The 19,363-nt window shown below is 61.0% G+C and carries 15 protein-coding genes; 5 read left to right on the plus strand and 10 right to left on the minus strand.

Annotated features, from left to right (window positions below; translation table 11 throughout):
- Nucleotides 1–614 precede the first annotated feature (614 nt).
- Nucleotides 615–1,022: a RidA family protein gene (locus FHS92_RS06765; RefSeq protein ID WP_184078924.1), complete on the plus strand. Its 408-nt coding sequence runs from the start codon at nucleotides 615–617 to the stop codon at nucleotides 1,020–1,022.
- Nucleotides 1,023–1,164: 142 nt separating this feature from the next.
- Nucleotides 1,165–2,064 (plus strand): LysR family transcriptional regulator, encoded by a 900-nt coding sequence (locus FHS92_RS06770; protein WP_184078926.1) that lies wholly within the window; start codon nucleotides 1,165–1,167, stop codon nucleotides 2,062–2,064.
- Between the two features lie 21 nt (nucleotides 2,065–2,085).
- On the opposite strand, the gene FHS92_RS06775 is transcribed toward FHS92_RS06770, so the two are convergent.
- Nucleotides 2,086–3,381, minus strand: a complete 1,296-nt coding sequence (locus FHS92_RS06775; RefSeq protein ID WP_221230957.1) for a TetR/AcrR family transcriptional regulator — start codon at nucleotides 3,379–3,381, stop codon at nucleotides 2,086–2,088.
- A 300-nt stretch (nucleotides 3,382–3,681) separates the two neighbouring features.
- On the opposite strand from FHS92_RS06775, the gene FHS92_RS06780 reads away from it, so the two are divergent.
- The 3 genes from FHS92_RS06780 to FHS92_RS06790 are packed head-to-tail and all read left to right on the plus strand — an operon-like array spanning nucleotide 3,682 to nucleotide 6,776.
- Entirely contained in the window at nucleotides 3,682–4,941 is a 1,260-nt protein-coding gene (locus FHS92_RS06780) for an acyl-CoA dehydrogenase family protein (RefSeq protein WP_184078928.1), read from the plus strand.
- Between the two features lie 9 nt (nucleotides 4,942–4,950).
- On the plus strand, nucleotides 4,951–5,982 hold the full coding sequence (locus tag FHS92_RS06785) for a phosphotransferase family protein (RefSeq protein ID WP_343056685.1): 1,032 nt from the start codon (nucleotides 4,951–4,953) through the stop codon (nucleotides 5,980–5,982).
- Nucleotides 5,983–6,002: 20 nt separating this feature from the next.
- Complete coding sequence (locus FHS92_RS06790) at nucleotides 6,003–6,776, plus strand: SDR family oxidoreductase (protein ID WP_184078930.1); 774 nt, start codon at nucleotides 6,003–6,005, stop codon at nucleotides 6,774–6,776.
- A gap of 144 nt (nucleotides 6,777–6,920) precedes the next feature.
- Here FHS92_RS06790 and FHS92_RS06795 read toward each other — a convergent pair whose 3' ends face one another.
- The 9 genes from FHS92_RS06795 to FHS92_RS06835 form a co-directional block, all read right to left on the minus strand.
- A complete protein-coding gene (locus FHS92_RS06795) occupies nucleotides 6,921–8,123 on the minus strand; it encodes an alpha/beta fold hydrolase (RefSeq protein ID WP_184078932.1) in 1,203 nt (400 codons plus the stop codon).
- An 88-nt stretch (nucleotides 8,124–8,211) separates the two neighbouring features.
- Nucleotides 8,212–10,548, minus strand: a complete 2,337-nt coding sequence (locus tag FHS92_RS06800) for a TonB-dependent receptor (RefSeq protein ID WP_221230958.1) — start codon at nucleotides 10,546–10,548, stop codon at nucleotides 8,212–8,214.
- A 301-nt stretch (nucleotides 10,549–10,849) separates the two neighbouring features.
- On the minus strand, nucleotides 10,850–11,770 hold the full coding sequence (locus tag FHS92_RS06805) for an alpha/beta hydrolase (protein ID WP_184078936.1): 921 nt from the start codon (nucleotides 11,768–11,770) through the stop codon (nucleotides 10,850–10,852).
- A gap of 55 nt (nucleotides 11,771–11,825) precedes the next feature.
- On the minus strand, nucleotides 11,826–13,319 hold the full coding sequence (locus FHS92_RS06810) for an NAD-dependent succinate-semialdehyde dehydrogenase (RefSeq protein ID WP_184078938.1): 1,494 nt from the start codon (nucleotides 13,317–13,319) through the stop codon (nucleotides 11,826–11,828).
- Between the two features lie 9 nt (nucleotides 13,320–13,328).
- Complete coding sequence (locus tag FHS92_RS06815; RefSeq protein ID WP_184078939.1) at nucleotides 13,329–15,074, minus strand: acetolactate synthase catalytic subunit; 1,746 nt, start codon at nucleotides 15,072–15,074, stop codon at nucleotides 13,329–13,331.
- Nucleotides 15,075–15,258: 184 nt separating this feature from the next.
- Entirely contained in the window at nucleotides 15,259–16,026 is a 768-nt protein-coding gene (locus tag FHS92_RS06820) for an IclR family transcriptional regulator (RefSeq protein WP_184078941.1), read from the minus strand.
- 71 nt (nucleotides 16,027–16,097) lie between these two features.
- Nucleotides 16,098–16,904, minus strand: coding sequence for a 3-ketoacyl-ACP reductase (locus tag FHS92_RS06825; protein WP_184078943.1), 807 nt, complete (start codon nucleotides 16,902–16,904; stop codon nucleotides 16,098–16,100).
- A gap of 23 nt (nucleotides 16,905–16,927) precedes the next feature.
- Complete coding sequence (locus tag FHS92_RS06830) at nucleotides 16,928–17,890, minus strand: cyclase family protein (RefSeq protein WP_184078945.1); 963 nt, start codon at nucleotides 17,888–17,890, stop codon at nucleotides 16,928–16,930.
- A 34-nt stretch (nucleotides 17,891–17,924) separates the two neighbouring features.
- Nucleotides 17,925–19,352 (minus strand): aldehyde dehydrogenase family protein, encoded by a 1,428-nt coding sequence (locus FHS92_RS06835; RefSeq protein WP_184078947.1) that lies wholly within the window; start codon nucleotides 19,350–19,352, stop codon nucleotides 17,925–17,927.
- Nucleotides 19,353–19,363: the final 11 nt, after the last annotated feature.

The following is a 19,363-nucleotide window of genomic DNA, read 5'->3' on the forward strand; positions in this document are numbered from 1 at the left end:
CCTCGGGCTACGCCCTCACGCCACTCCCCCCGGCATGTAACACGATGGCCTGGTTTTACGCCGCCGAATGGCCGACTTTTGCTCCGCCGTTGACATATGGGCACGGTGGAACCCGCCGACGCCGATATGCACGATCCCGGCCCGAACCCGCGCGGGGTCGTAGGCGGGAAGAGCGGCTCCCTTAAGGTGCGACACGCTCGCGCGACTGAGTTTGACGGCATTCATGCCGCCCGTATCGGACGCCGCCCCATCCGTGAAAAGGGGCCCGGACGCTCCTGCATCATCTTAATTCCGATGGGTGAAGACATCGGGGCGATTCTTGCGTCGCTAGCCCCGGCAAAATAGGAGATGAACTTAAACATAGAAATGTGTCGCAGGGGATATTAGGAAGAAAGATCATCAATCCGCAATATTGTCGATTTTTATTCGACACTGATCCGACAAAAGAGGGTTTCAGCCTGACCCGGGATTAGCCTACTCTCCTGTAGCCGCGACGGGAAACAATCTGGACGGCTTTGGTTATGTAAACCTGTTCCGGAGCGACCCGCGCACGTTCGGCCTATTGCTCAAACGACCCCCTGACATCCCTTTAACTTCACGGCAAGGCACCTGACATGACGACTGACATTACCCGGATGAACCCCTCGACCCTCCCTGACGCGGGTGCGGCAGGCTATTCGCAGATTTCCATCGTGGAGCCAAGCAAGCTCGCCTTCATCTCCGGCCAGGTCGCCTGGTCCGTGGACGGCAAGCCCACCCCCTCCACTCTCGGCGAACAAGCCGAGATGGTCATCCAGAACTGCCGCTCCGCACTTCAGGCCGTCGGCGCGACCGCCAAGGACATTGTGATCGCGCGGGTCTACATGACCGATCTTACGGAGGAGCGCTTGGGCGAACTGTTTCCCTATGTCCATGCCCTGTTCGACGGCAACCAGCCGAGCCTGACCGGCATCGGTGTCGCAGCGCTGGCCGGGCCGGATCTTCAACTGGAAATCGAAATGACGGTGCGCATTCCTGGCTGAGGGGGTCATTGAACGCGATTTCCGAAATCTGTTGTTCCGGTGCACTTTGTGCGGCTGACCTCCGTCGGCCGCACATATTTTTATATACCCTCCCAGACGGGAAATTCGGTACGGTCACACCGTCACAGAGACGCGGGGTCTGATGTTGCGTACCAAACTGAACGACATCCTCGTCTTCATGGCTATTGCCGATGCGGGAAGCTTCGTCAGCGGCGGCCAGGCGATGGGGCTGACCCGATCGGCCGCGGGCAAGGCTATTTCCCGCCTGGAAGAGCGCTTGGGCGTCAGACTGTTGAACCGGACTACCCGGAAACTCAGCCTGACGGATGAAGGACGCGCCTTTTACGACCATGGCCTGCGGGTGCTGGCGGCCGTCGAAGACGCCGAATCCAGTGTCGCAGGCAACACAGGCACGCCCCGCGGATTGCTCCGCATTACCGTTCCGGATGCCTTTGGTCGCCTCGTCATCCTTCCGCTCCTGAAGGACTATCTGGAAGCATGGCCCCATGTGCAGATGGAGGTCTCGCTCACCGATCGCGTGGTCGATATCGTGGAGGAAGGGTTTGACCTCGCCATACGCATCGGCGTCACACATTCCGACAGCCGCCTCATCTCCCGCGTCATCGCCTCGTACACGGTGCTGATGTGCGCGTCGCCTGCCTATCTCGAACGGCGCGGCGAGCCGCGCAGTGTGAAAGATCTGGCCGATCATGAATGCCTGCTGTTCAGCAGCAAGGCGCAACGACAAGCCTGGCGCCTGCGGACCGAGGACGGAACCGTCGTGAGGGTTACCGGTCACAATCGGCTCAGGCTGGATAGCGGTGAAGCCATCCGCGACGCGGCGGTTGCCGGGCTCGGCATAGCCCTGCTGCCCGAATTTCTGTTGGAAAGTCAGATCGCATCGAGCGGCCTGCACGCCATTCTCACCGATATCACCTCGACAGTCGATATCGTGCTGCTCTATCCGAGCAAGAAATTCATCGAACCCCGCGCTCGCACCTTCATGGACTGGATCATCCGGAACATGGCCGATCGCGCCTGACGATCCGGCTCGGCACTCTCGCTATTGCGGCGGCTCCGAAAACAGGCCGTAGAGGAGCGTCGACGCATACACCCGCACAGCCTGCTCCCGATCGTCAAATCGATGCGACCAGTTGCGAAGTTCGTACGCAGCATTGAGGCCGGACATGATCGCCTGCGCAGCAATGAGCGGATCCACAGGCCTGATCGCGTCATCGCAAATGCCGTCGGTTATCGTGCCCGCAAGCGTGAGAGCCATGCGGGCAGCGCGCGAGACGACCCCCTCCCGCACATGCGGAGGCAAGGTTTGCATCGCGGTGGTTCGTAACAGGGGCCAGTCTCCATCAAACTGGATGTCGAGCAACGTGGCGACGACCGAAGTCAGGCGTTGCCATTGGCCCTGATCCCATTCCGCCGCGAGCACCGTCCCCATCGCCCCATAGGAATTGCGGAAGCAATCGAGAACCAGAGCTTCTTTCGCTTCCAGATAATGATAGAAGCTGCCCTTCGTGACGTTGAGCTCGGCGGCAATCGCTTCAACCGATGCGCCGCGATAGCCGAATTCGCTCACCAGCCGCGTGGCCGCCTTCAGGAAGCTGGCGTGCCCTCTGGACATCCCGGCGCCCCGATCCAGTGCGACACATTGGGGATCCCAGGGCGCGTCCGGGAGCGCAAGGCCCTTGTCGAACAGATCGAGCATGCGATGCTGCACCCGGTCGAAATCGCTGTAGGAATAGTGGAAGAGCCACACCGGCAGCCAGTACATGTTTTCCGTCAGCACCTGCGCCCGCGCGGTGTTGAGCGCCTTACCCCAAGCCTGATCGGTAGCGCCGAAAAAATCGCGGATACGACGGAAAATCGACGAATAATGATCGCCCAGCGGGCGGCGCACGCTGTCTTCCAGGGATCGCATTTCGGAAAGGACGGCAATCGGCTGCTCATCGCCGCGGTGAATGCGCCGGTGCAGCTCGAAATTGAGCGATACATATTTTGCGACGCGCGCCCGGGGCGTTTCCTCCTTTTCCGCTTCGTCCACCAGTGTCTCGATACGTTCCAGCGTACGCTCGAATACCGCTGCGGCCAGATGCTCCTTGCGGCGGAAATAATATGTGACGCTGCTGGTGTTGAGCCCGACCATGTCGGCGACGTCCACAAACGTCATTCCGCGCAGCCCACGGTTGTTCATGATGTGTGTGGCCGCCGATATGACGGCATCGGTTTTCCGGGCAAAGCGCGCCGTCGTTCCGGTCACCGAGCCTTCCGCTTCCCGCGCACGCGGCTTTACCGGATCCATCCGCCGATCTGCAGCATCTGTCCGCTTTCCGGCTCGATCGGTCATTCTCAACACTCCGTAGCGCGCCGGATCATGATTACCGGCACCGGCCATTGCAAGCCACACCGTTATTCGAAATATGATTATGTCACCGGCCGATAGCAACGGAAGATTGGCCACCCCGCCACATAACTGTCTAATGCGTTGTTTTATATAATAAAAAATACCATTTATCGTTATATCTGCAACCGAAACTGGGAACTGACCCCACAACACTGTCCATAAATTTCCTTTCCATTCGATAATTGAGTATGTAAATGAAGATTGAGTCGCAGGAACTCGGACACAGGACGGAAGGCGAGGAACATGGATTTCCATCTGACGGAGAAGCAGGCGCATTTCAGGGACCGGGTCCGCCATTTCATGAACGCGCACGTGCGCCCGCGTATGGCCGATTATGACCGGGAAGCGGCTGCCGAACCGCGCTGGAAAGTTCTGTCCGTCATCGAAGACCTGAAAACCAAAGCCAAGGCCGAGGGGCTGTGGAACCTCTTCATGCCGCCTTCGTCCGGCCACAACCATGTGGACGACAGCTTCCCGTTCGAGGGCGTGCAGCTTACCAATCTCGAATATGCGCTCTGTGCGGAAGAAATGGGCCGCATCCACTGGGCACCCGAAGTATTCAACTGTTCGGCGCCCGACACCGGCAATATGGAGGTGCTGCACCGCTACGGAACGCGGGAGCAGAAAGACGCCTGGCTGGCGCCGCTCATGCGCGGCGAAATCCGCTCGGCCTTCCTGATGACAGAACCGGACGTCGCGTCGTCCGACGCCACCAATATTGAAACGGAAATCCGCCGGGACGGCGATCATTACGTCATCAACGGCCGCAAATGGTGGTCATCAGGCGCGGGCGACCCCCGCTGCGCGATCACCATCCTGATGGGCAAGACCGATTTCGGCGCGGATCGCTACCGCCAGCAAAGCATGATCCTGATGCCGCTAGACCTGCCGGGCGTCACGGTGGAGCGAACATTGTCCGTCTATGGGTATGACCATGCGCCACATGGCCATGCCGAGATCATCCTGAAGGACGTGCGGGTTCCTGTCGACAACATGCTGCTGGGCGAAGGGCGCGGCTTCGAGATCGCGCAGGGTCGGTTGGGGCCAGGCCGCATCCATCATTGCATGCGGACCATCGGTGTAGCCGAGGAAGCGCTGGAAGCCATGTCGAAGCGGTTGCTGAGCCGGACAGCGTTCGGAAAACGCATTGCCGACCAGAGCGTCTGGGAAGAGCGCCTTGCCAATGCGCGCATCGATATCGAAATGACCCGCCTTCTCTGCCTCAAGGCCGCGGACATGATGGATAACGCCGGGAACAAGATCGCCCAGAATGAAATTGCCATGATCAAGGTACAGGCGCCGACGATGGCTCTGCGCGTCCTTGACGATGCCATCCAGGCCCATGGCGGCGCAGGCATATCGGGAGATTTCCATCTGGCCTTTGACTGGGCGAACATCCGCACCTTGCGCTTTGCAGACGGCCCAGACGAAGTGCACCGGCGCGCGATCGCGAAAGCGGAACTGAAGCGCTACGCCGCACCCTCCCCCGCCCGTCCAGCGTAGGGCTGAGCCGTGCAACCAGGCGATATCGATGGGAACGCGGTGGCCGCGTGGCTCCGGGATAATGGCGTGCCGACCGACGCGCCGTTGCGGATCGAAAAGTTCCCGGGCGGGCAGTCCAATCCGACGTACCTTGTGCAGGCGGAGCACGACAAGATGGTCCTTCGCCGCAAACCCTTTGGCCCCTTGTTGCCGTCAGCCCACGCAGTGGAGCGGGAATTCAAACTGATTTCCGCTCTTTACCCGACGGGCATCCCGGTCGCGCGCCCGATCGCGCTCTGCGAGGATCCAGCCGTCATCGGTTCGGCGTTTTATGTCATGGGCTATAGCGACGGCCGCACCTTCTGGAACGGTTCATTGCCGGACGTTGATCCCGCCGAACGCATTCCGCTGTACCGGTCGATGGTCGAAACGCTGGCCGATTTGCACAGCGTCGATTTCGAGGCGGCGGGGCTGGGGGATTTTCGAAAGCCGGGCAATTATTTCGAACGGCAGCTGAACCGTTGGATCAAGCAGTATCGGGCCGCCCAGACGGACGAAATTCCCGAGATGGAATCGTTGATCGAATGGCTCCCGCGCACGGTTCCCGAGCAGACGGGCGTCAGCATCATCCACGGCGACTTCCGCATCGATAATCTGATCTTCGATCATACATCCCCCCGTGTACTCGCCCTGATCGACTGGGAGCTGGCCACGATCGGGGACCCGCTGGCGGACCTTTCCTATTTTGCCATGAACTGGTTGTTGCCGGTCAGCTTTTCGTCCGGCCTGCTTGACGTAGATCTAGCGGCACAGGCATTGCCCAAGGCTGAGGAATTGACCGATATATATTGCGCGCGAACAGGCAGGCGCGGCATCCCCGACTTGAACTGGTATTTCAGCTATGGCCTGTTCCGTCTGGCCTGCATTATTCAGGGGATCAAGCGGCGGACAATCGATGGCAACGCGTCGAGCGACAATCCGGAAGCCGTGATTGCCCAGATACCCGTGCTGGCACGGACCGCGTGGGAACAGGCGCGGCTGGCCGGGGCGCCCAAGCAGTAACATTTGTCGAAAGGTAGTATATGAATTTGTTCGATCTCAGCGGCAAAGTCGCGGTCATCACTGGATCTACACGGGGCATCGGTCTCGCCATCGCGGAAGCGATGATTGCCGCGGGCGCCCGTGTCGTGATCTCCAGCCGCAATCAGGACAGTTGCGATACCGTCGCCGCAGACCTGAACGCCCGATATGGCGAGGGCAAGGCGCTCCCGGTCGCCGCAAGCATATCGTCCAAACAGGCGCTGGAGGAGATGGTTGCCCGAACGCGCGAAACCTTCGGACATATCGACATCCTCGTGTGCAACGCTGCAAGCAACCCCTATTACGGGCCTATGTCGGGAATATCGGACGAGAAGTTTCGCAAGATCTTCGACAATAATGTCCTCGCGAACCACTGGCTCATCAGCATGGTCGCGCCGGAAATGCGGGACCGCAAGGAGGGCGCCATCGTCGTGGTTTCCTCGATCGGCGGCCTGATCGGTTCCGCCGACATTGGCGCCTACAACATTTCCAAGGCAGCCGACTTCCAGCTCGTTCGGAATTTGGCGGTCGAATTCGGGCCCGACAATGTTCGTATCAACGCGATCGCCCCCGGTGTCATCCGTACGGATTTCGCCAAGGCATTGTATGAGAACCCGGAAGCCGAAGCGGAGTTGCGCAGGCGCACACCGCTCGGTCGGATCGGCGATCCCCAGAATATCGCGGGAGCGGCGGTATATTTCGCCTCCCAAGCGGGCGCCCATACCACCGGACAGGCACTGGTTATCGACGGTGGTATGACAATCGGGGGACTATGACCGAAGGCGGTTCCCACGGGGCAAATTCAGTCGGCCGCTCTCCGCACGATCGGGATATGCGGAAACGGCAGGCTGTTTCCGGCGGTGCTGATATCGCGTGAGGCTCGCTGGGCCTACTGGAACCCGTTCAGTTAAATTAATATCCTAAATGTCACCTTTTCGGTTCAAAAAAGACCGCACGGTGGCATTGAACTCGACGGGGTTCTCGATCATCGGATAATGACCGGTCCCGTCGAGAAGCGCGACCTCGCTCCCGGCGATCCGCCCTGCCGTGGCCTCGACCTGTTCCTGCGTGACGAGCCAGTCATCGGACCCCCGGATGAGGAGGGTAGGATCGGCAATCGCAGCCATGGCCGCCCGTTTGTCGAACCCCGCATAGCCGCCGAGATCCGTCCGCATGACAGCAGGTGTGGACCGGCAAAGTTGCCATATCACTTCGCGCGCCCGGTCCGGAGGAGTGCGCTTGCCGGTGAGCGACTGGGAATAGCATTCGAGCATCTGGTGGCCGTTGACCATCAGCATATCGAGAACAAAATCATCGAGGCCGGGGGTGTAGTCTGCTCCTTCGCAGGAGATGACAGCCGCATAGCGACCTGGCCGCCGCGCCGCGAGTTCCAGCACGAGGTTACCGCCCATCGAGCAGCCGATGATCACGGGACGCTCCAGCCCCAGCCTTTCGATGAGGCGTTCGTTGAATACCGCATGGGCAGTGAGATCCGGCAGGGGTCCGCTCTCCGGCATCACACTCTTGCCATGGCCCGGCGCGTCGACCGCAATCACCCGAAAATGGTCCGACAGATCGGCCAGCACATGACGGTACATCAGGCTGTCCTGGCTGGCCGCATGGATGCAGAGAATGGCGGGGCCACGGCCGGCTTCCTCATAAAAGATGTCGAGCCCGTCGACGTCCACATAGCGTCCGGTTCTGGCGCGGCTCGGCGGCGGCGGCGCGGGCGAATAGCGTTGGGGCTCGGGTGCTCCACCGCTTTTCGCGGTCGCTTCGAAAAGCAGCCAGAAAATCTTGACGTTCCGCATGACGAACACGGGGTCACCCTCCATGGTCATACTCCCGTGGCCGGGCGTCAGGGCCTGAAACCAGTCCAGCCGATGCGAGGCTACCCGCTCCCAGTCTGTCAGCGGGCCGGATATCGTCACGTCAACTGGCTGCGGATCGGCGGCGCGTGTCAGGAGCGTGCCGTTCCGAAGGGTCAACAGGACCGAGGAGGCCCCATCCGACAACCGGATGCTGGCCGAGAAAAACTGTGTGGTCGCCTGCCATTCCCGCGAAGCGTTCAGGATGGCGTGCAGGGCTTCGCACCTAACGGATGTCCAAAAACCCGTGTCCATATCGGTCGTCTTTCAAAAGACAGAGGTGGGCCGACCATGAGGCCGACCCACCGAGGAAGCTAGTGTATGCGAGGGATCCGCCCCGGCATCACATCGCGTAACGCAGCGTCACGCCATAAGTGCGGGGTTCGTTATACACCGGAAAATAGAACCCAAGGCTCGACAGGTCGTTCATGTCGGTCAGGTACCGCTTGTTGCCGACATTGCGAACATAGGCCGAGATATCGAAGCCGGAGCTGTGCCCGATACCGGCATTCAGGTTCACTTCGCCATGGCCTTCGCTCACCAGCGGCGAAACATTGTTCGGGCTGAAAAACACCTTCGACTGGTAGGAGAAGTCCGCACCGATACGCGCGGTCCAGTCGGCGCTCAGTTCGGCGCTATAGGTCGCGCCGCCGGTCAACTGCCAGCGCGGGGCCTTGTCGAGCGTCTTGCCCTTCAGATTACCGCGAATGGCATCGATGAACTCCGCATATTCGGCATGAACATACGCCGCGCCGAAATTGAGGTCGAGGCCCCGAACCGGGCGGGCATGAATGTCCACCTCCGCACCGTAGATCTCTGCATCGGCATTTTGCAGCCGCTGAAGAGGCACGCCACCCGCAGGATTGCCTTCAATGCCGAACACCTGCATGTCGCGATAATCATAATAGAAGGCGGCCGCGTTGAACCGCAGACGGCGGTTCAGCAGATCGGTCTTCAGGCCCACCTCGAACGCGTCGATCGTCTCGGAATTAACGCTGTTGAATTCCAGATCGTTGAACAGTGCGCCGGTATTGTAGCCGCCCGCCCGGACACCGCGCGAATAGCTTGCATAGGTGTTGATGGTCGGCGTCGCCTGATAAGCAAGCGCCAGACGCCAGGTCGGCTTCCGGAGCGTCGTCACCCGCCGGGCCGGTCCGTCGACCGCCAGACTCGTCGGATCGGAATCGACAAAGCCGACGAGCCGCTGTCTCAGACGCGCCTGGGAATCATTGTCCGGGTTCACCGGGCCCCCATAGGTCTGGAACCGCAGTTTCTTCTTGTCATCGGTATAGCGGAGACCGGCGGTCATGGTGAGCGTGTCGCTCAGCTCGTAGTCCAGCTGCGCAAAGATGGCCTTGCTGGTCGTGCGCTGGGCAAAATCCCGCTCCAGATTGACCACCGGAATGTTGGGGTCGAAAAAGGGCTGCGTCGGATCCGGATTGAACAGGCGCAGCACGCTGAAGTTGGTCAGGCTCTTGAGGGTTTCCCGCAGATAATAGACACCCGCAACCCATTTGAGCGGTCCGTCCCCGTTGGAAGCCAGGCGCAGCTCCTGACTGAACTGTTCGGATTTCTCGGTCCAGATCGGGCTGGAGGCGACCGCGAAGGGTGAGTAATCCTGATCCTGGTTCAGCTTGCGCTTGTTCCAGACATAGCCGGTGACGGACGTCACGCTGAAGCTGTCGCCCTTCCAGCTCATCTGCAGGCGATCGGCGAAGTTCACGAGCGATTCCGAATTGTTCAGCACATCGGTGTTGAACTCATCGATGTTCTCGTTCGCCCGGTAACCGCTGATCGGATTGACGCAGATTGTCCGGGCAAGGATTTCGGGGCCGGTGCACGGACGATTTGCGGTGGGATTGAAGGTGCCGAGCGACTGGTGGCCCAACGCCGACGACTTGCTTCTGCCGCCTTCGATCTTGTTGTGGATCTCGATCGCATCCGAGGGCGTGAACAGGAATTGCAGGCGCCCGGCGTAGGTGTTGATGCCGTTGATGTCGCGCCCATCCTGAAGGTTTACCGCCCAGCCGTCCCGTTTCTTGACGGTAACCGAAACGCGCGCGGCGAGTTTGTCGGGGACAATCGCGCCCCCGCCAGCGGCATCGAAGAAGATCTGATCGAACCGTCCGCCGGTCAGCGATGCCGAGAAATCCGGCTTAAAGGTCGGGCGCTTGGTGGTGTAATTGATGACGCCACCGGTCGTATTGCGCCCGTAGAGCGTGCCCTGCGGTCCCTTGAGCACTTCGACGCGATCGACGTCGAACACCGCGAACAGCGCGCCAACGCCCGAGTTCAGGAACACTTCGTCAACCGTGATACCGATCGCACCGGAGGACGCCGCGTTATAATCGTTCACGCCAACGCCGCGCAGGAAAATCGTGGGGTTCGATGCCTGGAAAAGCTGGTTGATCTGAAGCCCCGGCACCGACTTGGTGAGATCGAGACTGTTACGGACACCCTGCTGCGCGAGAGCGTCGCCGCTGAGCGCCGTGATGGCGATCGGAACCCTCTGGACGTTTTCGCCGCGCTTCTGGGCCGTGACGATGATCTCGGCGATCCCGCCATCGTCTGTCGCGGCTTCTTCTTGCGCAAGCGCCTGCCCGGCCGGGCTGAACGCGAGCAGCGCCGCTATGCCGATGCGGCTGGCAAATGCCTTCATGTGATAACGGTAAGCCAACATATATCCTCCCATCCTGTTCATTTCTTTACCGCGCCCGCTTGTTTCTCGAGCGCGCAACCCGGACTTGATGACCGGTCATCGGAACGAACCCAGGGGTTCGCCAAGGCACACGCCCTGGCGTTGCGAACCACATCCATTCGCTCCGCACCGATTCCTTACATTTCGAGATGGCGGGTTTTTCGTGTTCGGCCTGAAGCCTTCTCGTCCCCACCACTCGCGGAGAGCATAATGCAAACTCGCTTGAAATGTCAAATATCAAATTTATTTCATATATTGAACTTTATTTGGCGTCAGGCCTTCGTCAAAATAGTCGATCGAGAAAGGCGCAACCGTTCTCAAGCGCCTGCCGTCCCTCGGGCACGATGCTCGAAAAGACCGGCCAGACGTGGAACATGTCGGGCCACACCTCGAGGCTGGTGCGCACGCCGTTCTGGGCGAGATGATTGGCGAGCTGGATGCCATCGTCGAGCATCACTTCGCTCTCCCCAATCTGGATAAGCACCGGCGGCAACCCGCGGACGTCTGCATGGACGGGCGACGCATCCGCATCGTTGGGCCGCATTGATCCGAGCGCCGTACGGGCCATCAGCACCAGAATGTCGCGCGTGCAAAGCGGATCGATTCCGTCGCGCGTTTTGTACGATGGATTGTTCATTTCCAGATTGCACCAGGGCGAAATGGCAACGGACCCGGCCGGAAGGGGAATCCCTGCGCGTTTCGCGCGCACCATGAGCGACACGGTCATCGCACCACCGGCCGAATCCCCGGCAATCACGACGTTGCGCGCATCCCCCACCGTCTTCACCAGCCATGTGTAGGCGGTCAGCGTGTCATCCAGCGGCACGGGAAAGCGATGTTCCGGCGCGAGGCGATAATCCGGCATGTAGACGCGGGCGCCCAGCATCTTCGCGTAGTGACCGGCTATTCCGTGATAGCCATCCGGTCCGCCGCTGAAATAGCCGCCGCCATGGATGTAAAGAAGCGTCCGGTTGCCGGTCGCGCCATCGGGTGTGGCCAGCACGCCCCGTACCCCGCCCATGTCCACTTCGGAAAACCGGACTCCTTCGGGGGCGGGATCGCGCGCCAGAAATTCATTGTAGCGCTTGCGCAGATCCGCGACAGCGCCCGGCTCGACGGCCTCACCCATCAACAGCGGAGCGAATTCGAAAGCGATCGCCTTCCAGTCCTCGATGCGTTGTCGCGTTGCTTCATTCAACGGCATGTTCCTGCTCCTCTCGATTGATGGTCGGCTTGGCAGACCGGATGCTGCGCCGCGTTCACGCGATCTCGACCTGTCCAAATCCGGCGTAGTGCGTCGTCAGATACTCTTCGATTCCCTCAATCCCGCCTTCGCTTCCCAGGCCGGAATGTTTGATGCCGCCGAACGGCGCAGCGGGATCGGATATCAGACCGGTGTTTATACCCAGCATCCCGGCCTCGATCTGCTCCTGCAGGCGCAGGGCACGACCCAGATCGCGCGTATAAGCGTAGGACGCCAACCCATATTCCGTCGCGTTCGCCTGTTCGATCGCCTCTTGCTCGCTTGCAAAGCGGCTGATGGTCGCCACCGGACCGAATATTTCCTCTGTAACGATGCGCGAGCCGGGGCGGATGTCGCACAGAATTGTAGGCGGATAAAAATAGCCCGGTCCATCGGGAACGGCGCCGCCCGTGACGAGCGTAGCGCCCTCGTCGATCGCCTCGGTCACCAGCCGATGCACATCCTCGCGCGCCTTGCCGCTGATCAACGGACCGACAACATCCGCTCCATCGGGCCCCCGCCCCAGAGCGAGGGATGAGAAACGGGCATGCAGACGCTGGGTGAACGTGTCGGCCACAGCCTCATGCACATAGAAGCGGTTGGCGGCGGTACAGGCCTGCCCGATGTTTCTGAGCTTGGCGTGCATGGCCCCTTCGACCGCCGCATTGAGATCGGCATCCTCGAACACCAGAAAGGGCGCGTTGCCGCCCAACTCCATCGACGTGCGCAAGATGTTGGCGGACGCCGCAGCCAGCAGGATACGGCCGACATGCGTCGATCCGGTGAAGGAAAGTTTCTTCAGCCGGCCATCGGCCAGAAGCGGCGCGATGACCTCGCTGGACCGGGACGTCGTGATGACGTTGAGCACGCCATCGGGCAGACCCGCCTCTTGCATGAGCGCCGCAAACAGAAGCGTCGTGAGCGGCGTCAGTTCCGCCGGCTTGAGGAGCATCGTGCAGCCCGCCGCAACGGCTGGCCCCACCTTCCGGGTGATCATAGCCAAAGGGAAATTCCACGGCGTGATGAGCAGGCAGGGGCCAACCGGCCGCTTGCTGATCACATGGCGCAGGCCGCTGCTGGGTGCGACCTGATAGCGGCCATGGACGTGCGCAGCCTCTTCGGAAAACCAGCGCAGGAATTCTGCTGCATAGGCAACCTCACCGCGCGCTTCCTTCAGCGACTTGCCCATTTCCAGCGCAATGAGCAGGGCAAAATCGTCCGCCCGGTCGGTCAGAAGATCGAAGGCGCGCCGAAGGATATCGCTGCGCGCGCGACTGCTGTGCGCCGCCCAGCCCTTCTGCGCCCGATCGGCGGCGGTCAGCGCATCGATTGCATCCGATGGCGATGCATCAGCGGCGCTCGCCAGGGCAGCGCCCGTGGCCGGATCCTGCACAGCGAACGTGCGGTCTCCAGTAGCGTTGATCCAGCGCCCGCCGATCAGCAGGCCGGATGGCAGGGACGCGAGCAGACTCGCCTCCCTTGCCGCAGCTGCGGCTGGCTCACTGCTCATGCGAGATCCTCACGCACGCTCCAACGTGCGCAACGGGTGCGGCGCTGGCTCCACGTCGATCATGCCTTCCTGCCCGTCGAAGATGCGCAGCGGCCCCATCGCGTCGGCGCTGCTGATCACATCGAGCACGACGACCTTGCCCGAAGTCATCGCCGCCGCGAGTGCCGGAGCGAAATCGCCGGGTTCCTCGATCCTGATTCCCTGAGCTCCGACAGAACGGGCCACCGCCGCATGATCGACATCGGCAAAACCGATCCCGGTGGTGGTGCGCCCAAACCCAAGCGCCTCACCATGCTTCTGCATCACGAGCTGGGAATTGTTCAGCACGATAAGCGTGAGGGGGATGTCTTCGCGAACCGCCATTTCCAGCTCGGCCCAGACATGCGCGAAACCGCCGTCACCCACGATACCCACAACCCGGGCGTCCGGACGCGCCAGTTTGGCGCCGATCGCATAAGGCAGACCCCATCCGAGGCCAGCGAGCCCGCGCGGCGTGAGAATCCGCTGTCCGGCGGCGCGCGCCGTGAGATAGGCCGTCACCCAGACGGACGAATAGCTGGCGTCCGCGACGACAATGTCGTTGGGCGTGAGCAGCGTGTCGAGATCACCCATGAGGCGCTGCGGGAGCAATGGCTTCTCGTCCGACTGAAGCTCCGGGGCAATCGCGGTGAAACGCTCCTCCCGCGCCCGCACGATGGCGGCCTTGAGCGCGGCCACCGCACCCCGCCGCTGCGTCAGGTCTTCCGCCTTGAGCGCTTCGGTCAAATCGCTGATCGCCGAGCGCGCGTCGCCCAGCAGGCGAACAGCTTCGTAATTCCGGCTGATTTCCTGGGGATCCACATCGATATGGATGTAAGTCGCATCGGGCGATGTCAGCGTCCAGGCATCCGTGCCGTTCTCGTTGGTGCGTGTGCCGATAAACAATATGACATCAGCGTCCTGCATCAGCGCGCGATGCGCCGCCGCCGGACCATTTTTGCCGACGATATTCGCCGCCACGCCCAGCGACAACGGATGGGTTTCGTCGACCGCACCCTTGCCCATGAAGGTCGTCGCCACGGGGATTTCGGCGACATCGATCAGCGCAGCGAGTTCCGCCGCAGCCTGCGCGCTGTGCACACCACCGCCCACGATCGCGATGGGGGACTTGGCCTGCGCCAGCAGCTTTGCCGCCTTGTGCGTGGCGCTCGCCTCCGGGCGGGGCCTGTCCAGCGGGAAATGGCCAAGATCTTGTTTGCGGGCAGCCGTCTTGGGATGGGATGGCTGCATCAGCATATCCTTGGCGAGCAGCAGGACAACCGGTCCCGGCCGCCCGCTATTGGCGGCAATCATCGCGAGATCGACATATTCCGCCGCACGATCCGGATCGTCCAGCCTGCGAATCCATTTCGCACATCCTCCGAACAGGGCAAAATGATCATATTCCTGAAACGCGTTGCGGTCGCGCTGCGAGGCGGGAACTTCCTGAACCAAAACGAGCATGGGGATGGACGCCTTCATGGCTTCGGCCATCGGCGCGACCATCAGCGAAGCCGCAGGGCCGTTCTGCGCGGCGACGACACCGATGCGGCCCGAAACGCGGGAATAGGCATCCGACATGGCGCCAGCGGCATTTTCCGTGCGGTACAGCAACTGACGAATGCCGACCTTTTCGACCGCCAGCATCAGCGCGGTCGGGTTGCTTTGCGCAAGGACATTTTCAACGCCGTGACGCACCAATGCGTCGGCTATCGCGTCTGCAACACTCTCAACCATGCAATTTTCCTATATTTCATTATATGAATTAATTACACTATATGACAATGCGGCTGTCCTGTAAAGCGGCGCAACAGAATATTCGGGAGAGTTCAGATAGTGAAAATTCGGCGGAGCACGCGCCATTCATCGCGCGGCGGCCAAGTGGCTGTCGCGTCAGGCAGATGAAAACGGGAAGCGTGCGCTATGCGACCGGAGCGTTTTTCAGCAGCGCATTGGCATCGGCCGCCGCGGCCTGAATGGCGTCAAAGAATTTTTCTCGCGCCTTTTCGAGGCGGAAGGTCGGCGTGACGATGCCGATCGCTCCGAAAACAGCGCCGGAGGAATCAAAGAGCGGCGCGCAGATGGCGATAATTCCCTGCTCGGTCTGCTCATCAGAAGCCCAGCCACGCTCTACGATCTGCGGAAATTCCTTTTCAAGCGCCTTCACAAGGGTCTTGCGCTGCTTTTCCGGAAGTTGGGAAACGCTGGCGTCAAGCATCGCTGCGCGGGATCCGGGATCGAGATGGGCGAGCACGACCTTGCCGGATGCCCGTTGGTGCTCATTGCCCCGCAAACCCACGCTCAAGCCCGAAACCCGCAGCCGATGCGACCCTTCCACCAGGACCTTCAGCACGACATTATTATTATCCCGACGCGACAACACCGCGCTTTCCAGGGTCTCCGCCGCAAGACGCTTCACGATCTCCGACAGCGATTTCTCGACATCCTGAAACCGCTGATAGCCGCGAATCAGCGTTTCGATACCGACGCCGAGTTCCAGCCCGCCATTCTCATTGCGCTCAATATAGTCCTTGGCCACGAGCGTTCGCAGCAGATGGTAGCAGGTTGTGATATTGAGGTTCAGGGCAGCCGAAACGTCCCGGATATTCGGGGGCGTTGCAGCATTCGCCACATATTCGAGAAAGGCGATCGCGCGCTCAACGGTCTGCAACGTGTAATTGTTGTCCATGCCCCTGCTCTAGAACAAAATGCCCCGCCTCGAGAACGTATTTTTTCAATTACTGAACGTCGATCCCGTTCTCAGAGGATCCGCGGGATGTTGAGCCCGCCCGCCGTCCATATCGGCTGACCGGTCATGTAGGGAAGCGCGCCCGTTGCAAGCGCCGCCACGGTCTTGCCGACATCCTCCGGTTGCCCCTGCCGGGGGAGCGGCACGACGCCGTCCGCGATCAGCCGGGCGATCGTATCATTTCCGACCTTTGCGGTCATCGGTGTCTCCATCAGGCCGGGGCGGATTTCGTGGACGTGGATACCGGCCGCACCCAGTCGGGCCGCGAACAGCTTGGTGACCATCGAGAGAGCGGACTTGGTTACGCAATATTGCGAGCGGTCGGTGAAAGACAGCTCGGCCGCGATCGACGTGATGATAATAATCGACTTGTAGCTTTCCGGCGCAGTCTCGCCAGCGGCCAGCAGCGCTTTTGCAAAAGCCTGCGTCAGGAAAAAGGTGCCGCGCAGGTTGATGTCGACCGATGTGTCGAACGCATCCGGCTGCAGATCCAGAAGATCGGTCAACGGCCGAGCGGCAATTCCGGCATTGTTTACCAGGCAATCAAGCCTGCCGAAATCGGCTGCGATTGCGTCCAGAACGGAACCGTGACGCGCCAGATCGCTGATGTCCATCGCATAATAAAGGGTTCGTCCCCCGGCTGCCTCGACCTCCGCCAGCTCGGGCGGCATGTCGGGCGCTTCGGGCAAATCCACAATGGCGACGTCAAATCCGGATCTGCCGAGTTCCACAACGGCACCAAGACCCAACCCCTGCAGGCCCCCTGTGACGATCGCGACGGGGCGGGCTCCCGGCCCCTTCTGGTGCGTTTCCGACATGGCGGTTCTCCGGCTTTCAGGCATTATTTGATGACGACGGGATTGACCGGTGCCCCGGTGCCGTTCACGACCTTGAGCGGCGCTGCGACATAGAGGAAATCCCACTGGCCGTCCTCCGCGCAATCCGCCGCAAGCTTGCCCAGCCCGGCCAGTTCCGTGAACGTCACCCCCAGATTGCGCATCAGCGCGCCATGAAGGATGAGCAACGCGCCATTGACAGGGTCGACCGTCACCTCATTGGCGATCGTGTCCGTCACCAGATTGGGGATTTCCATTTCGTGGAACCACTCCACCAGTTCCGGCGAATAGGTAAGGCCCGGTTCGATGAAATCCTTGTAAAATTCATCCGCACCCAGGCTGTAAAATGATTCGAGAAATCCGGTCCGAATAACGACAATGTCGCGCTTGCGGATCTCGACGCCCTGCGCCTTGGCGGCCATCAGCAAATCGTCGTGCGTAAAGGTCTCGCCCTTGTCGAGATATTCCTTGCCCCGCAGCCGCGCGATATCGAGCAGAACGCCCCGGCCGACAACGCCCTTTTCGCCGATCGGCTGCACACTCACCTTGTCGAGACCGCCGATCGTCGATTTGGCGTCATAGCCATTATAGAGCTGCCCATCATACCAGACGTGGCCCAGCGCATCATATTGCGTGGAGCCCTGTAAATAGGCCGAAATCATATCGTCGGCATAATGCTGGCCGCCGGGAAACTGGGGGGCCTTGCCACAGATCCAGTGCCCCTCGTCGATAACCTGGCTGCGTTCGGCGCCCCGTCGCCCCGGCCATACCGGATCGCCTTTCGGGTCCGCCATCGGCAACTGCAACGTGAAGACCTTCCCCGATCGCACGGAACCCAGGGCGGACAGCGCCTGTTGCGGTCCCAAGTAATTGAGCGCGCCGACTTCGTCATCGGCGCCCCATTTCCCCCAATTTTTCGGGGAGTCCTTCAGCAGATCCGATACCGCTGGGGAAACCTCATGCGTCATGTCACCGTCTCACAATTTTTGGGGGTGTCAGCGATCATCCGGCCGGAGCCGGCTTGCGGCTCGTCATGGTCTGCGTGTTGGTGAACTCCAGCAGGCCTTCCATGCCATGCTCGACACCGACGCCGGATTGCTTGTGCCCACCAAAGGGCGCGTTGGGCAAGAACGCGAACATCTCGTTGATCCAAACGGTGCCGGTCTGCAGACGCTGGCCGATCGCACGGGCCTTGTCGACATCGTTGGACCAGATCGACCCGCCCAGCCCGGATTCGCTGTCATTTGCGCGGGCGATGACATCGTCGAGATCATCATATTTCAGCAACGGCAGCACAGGACCGAACGCCTCTTCCGTCACCACGCGCGACTTCTCCGGCGGATTGTCGACGATCGAGATCGGGATGAAATAGCCCGGGCCGTCCGACACTTCGCCGCCCGTCAGGAACGTCTGCCCGTTCGCGCGTGCATCTTCGAGCAGGTTCTTGACCTTCTCGAACTGCATCCTGTTCTGGACGGGGCCGAGATCGACGCCCTGCTGCGAGCCATCCCCCACCGTCACGGTCTTGGCGAACTCGACCAGTTCGTGCGCGACCGCGTCGTAGATGCTGGAGTGGATGTAGAGCCGCTTGATCGCCACGCACACCTGCGCGCTGTTGAAAAACGCCCCCCAGAACAGCGCCGGGGCGACCGCCTTGGGATCGACATCGGGCAGCACGATCGCCGCATCGTTGCCGCCCAGCTCCAGCGTGATCCGCTTCAGCGTCTTTGCCGCGCTTTCCATTACGCGCTTGCCGGTGGCGGTCGATCCAGTGAAGGACACCTTGCCGATGTCCGGGTGGTCCGTAATCCATTGCCCCAGCGCGTTGCCCCCGGAAACGATGTTGAGCACACCGGGCGGCAGAATGTCGAGCAGCAGTTCACCGAGTTTCAGCGTGGTCAGCGGCGTATAGGGCGAGGGCTTGAGCACCATCGTATTCCCCGCAAGGAGTGCGGGCGCCAGTTTCCAGATCGCCATAAGCAACGGTGCGTTCCACGGCGCGATCGCCCCCACAACCCCGATCGGCGTATGGCGAATTTCGACCCGCCGCTCCTCACTGTCCTCGATCACCTCGACGGGAAGATCGAACTGGGCAACGCCATGGCACCATTGAGACGCCGTATCGACCTCCCATTCCGCGCCACCATAGGGACGGCCCTGCTCGGCGGTAAAAATTCGTGCCAGCTCGGCCTTATTTTCCTGAATGCGGTCGGCAATCGCGCGAATTTTCGCGCGCCGCTCGTCCATGGAGAGCGCCGCCCATGCGGGAAACGCCGCCTTGGCCGCCGCCACTGCTTCATCAAGCTGCGCCTTGCTGGCGTCGGGCACCGTTGCAATTACGTCTTCCGTTGCCGGGTTCAGCACATCCAGGCCAGCGCTGCCGGTGACTTTCTGGCCGTTGATGGTCATCACGAAATGGTCGAAGCTCATCGGACAGTTCC

The organism is Sphingobium subterraneum (assembly GCF_014199435.1).
GTDB lineage: Bacteria > Pseudomonadota > Alphaproteobacteria > Sphingomonadales > Sphingomonadaceae > Sphingobium > Sphingobium subterraneum.

Bases quoted from the DNA above. Each gene is read 5' to 3' on its own strand.
- FHS92_RS06795 (WP_184078932.1), bottom strand. From the start codon at position 8,123: ATGGACACGGGTTTTTGGACATCCGTTAGGTGCGAAGCCCTGCACGCC.
- FHS92_RS06805 (WP_184078936.1), bottom strand. From the start codon at position 11,770: ATGCCGTTGAATGAAGCAACGCGACAACGCATCGAGGACTGGAAGGCG.
- FHS92_RS06775 (WP_221230957.1), bottom strand. From the start codon at position 3,381: ATGACCGATCGAGCCGGAAAGCGGACAGATGCTGCAGATCGGCGGATG.
- FHS92_RS06790 (WP_184078930.1), top strand. From the start codon at position 6,003: ATGAATTTGTTCGATCTCAGCGGCAAAGTCGCGGTCATCACTGGATCT.
- FHS92_RS06770 (WP_184078926.1), top strand. From the start codon at position 1,165: ATGTTGCGTACCAAACTGAACGACATCCTCGTCTTCATGGCTATTGCC.
- FHS92_RS06820 (WP_184078941.1), bottom strand. From the start codon at position 16,026: ATGGACAACAATTACACGTTGCAGACCGTTGAGCGCGCGATCGCCTTT.
- FHS92_RS06810 (WP_184078938.1), bottom strand. From the start codon at position 13,319: ATGAGCAGTGAGCCAGCCGCAGCTGCGGCAAGGGAGGCGAGTCTGCTC.
- FHS92_RS06780 (WP_184078928.1), top strand. From the start codon at position 3,682: ATGGATTTCCATCTGACGGAGAAGCAGGCGCATTTCAGGGACCGGGTC.
- FHS92_RS06835 (WP_184078947.1), bottom strand. From the start codon at position 19,352: ATGAGCTTCGACCATTTCGTGATGACCATCAACGGCCAGAAAGTCACC.
- FHS92_RS06765 (WP_184078924.1), top strand. From the start codon at position 615: ATGACGACTGACATTACCCGGATGAACCCCTCGACCCTCCCTGACGCG.
- FHS92_RS06800 (WP_221230958.1), bottom strand. From the start codon at position 10,548: ATGTTGGCTTACCGTTATCACATGAAGGCATTTGCCAGCCGCATCGGC.
- FHS92_RS06830 (WP_184078945.1), bottom strand. From the start codon at position 17,890: ATGACGCATGAGGTTTCCCCAGCGGTATCGGATCTGCTGAAGGACTCC.
- FHS92_RS06825 (WP_184078943.1), bottom strand. From the start codon at position 16,904: ATGTCGGAAACGCACCAGAAGGGGCCGGGAGCCCGCCCCGTCGCGATC.
- FHS92_RS06815 (WP_184078939.1), bottom strand. From the start codon at position 15,074: ATGGTTGAGAGTGTTGCAGACGCGATAGCCGACGCATTGGTGCGTCAC.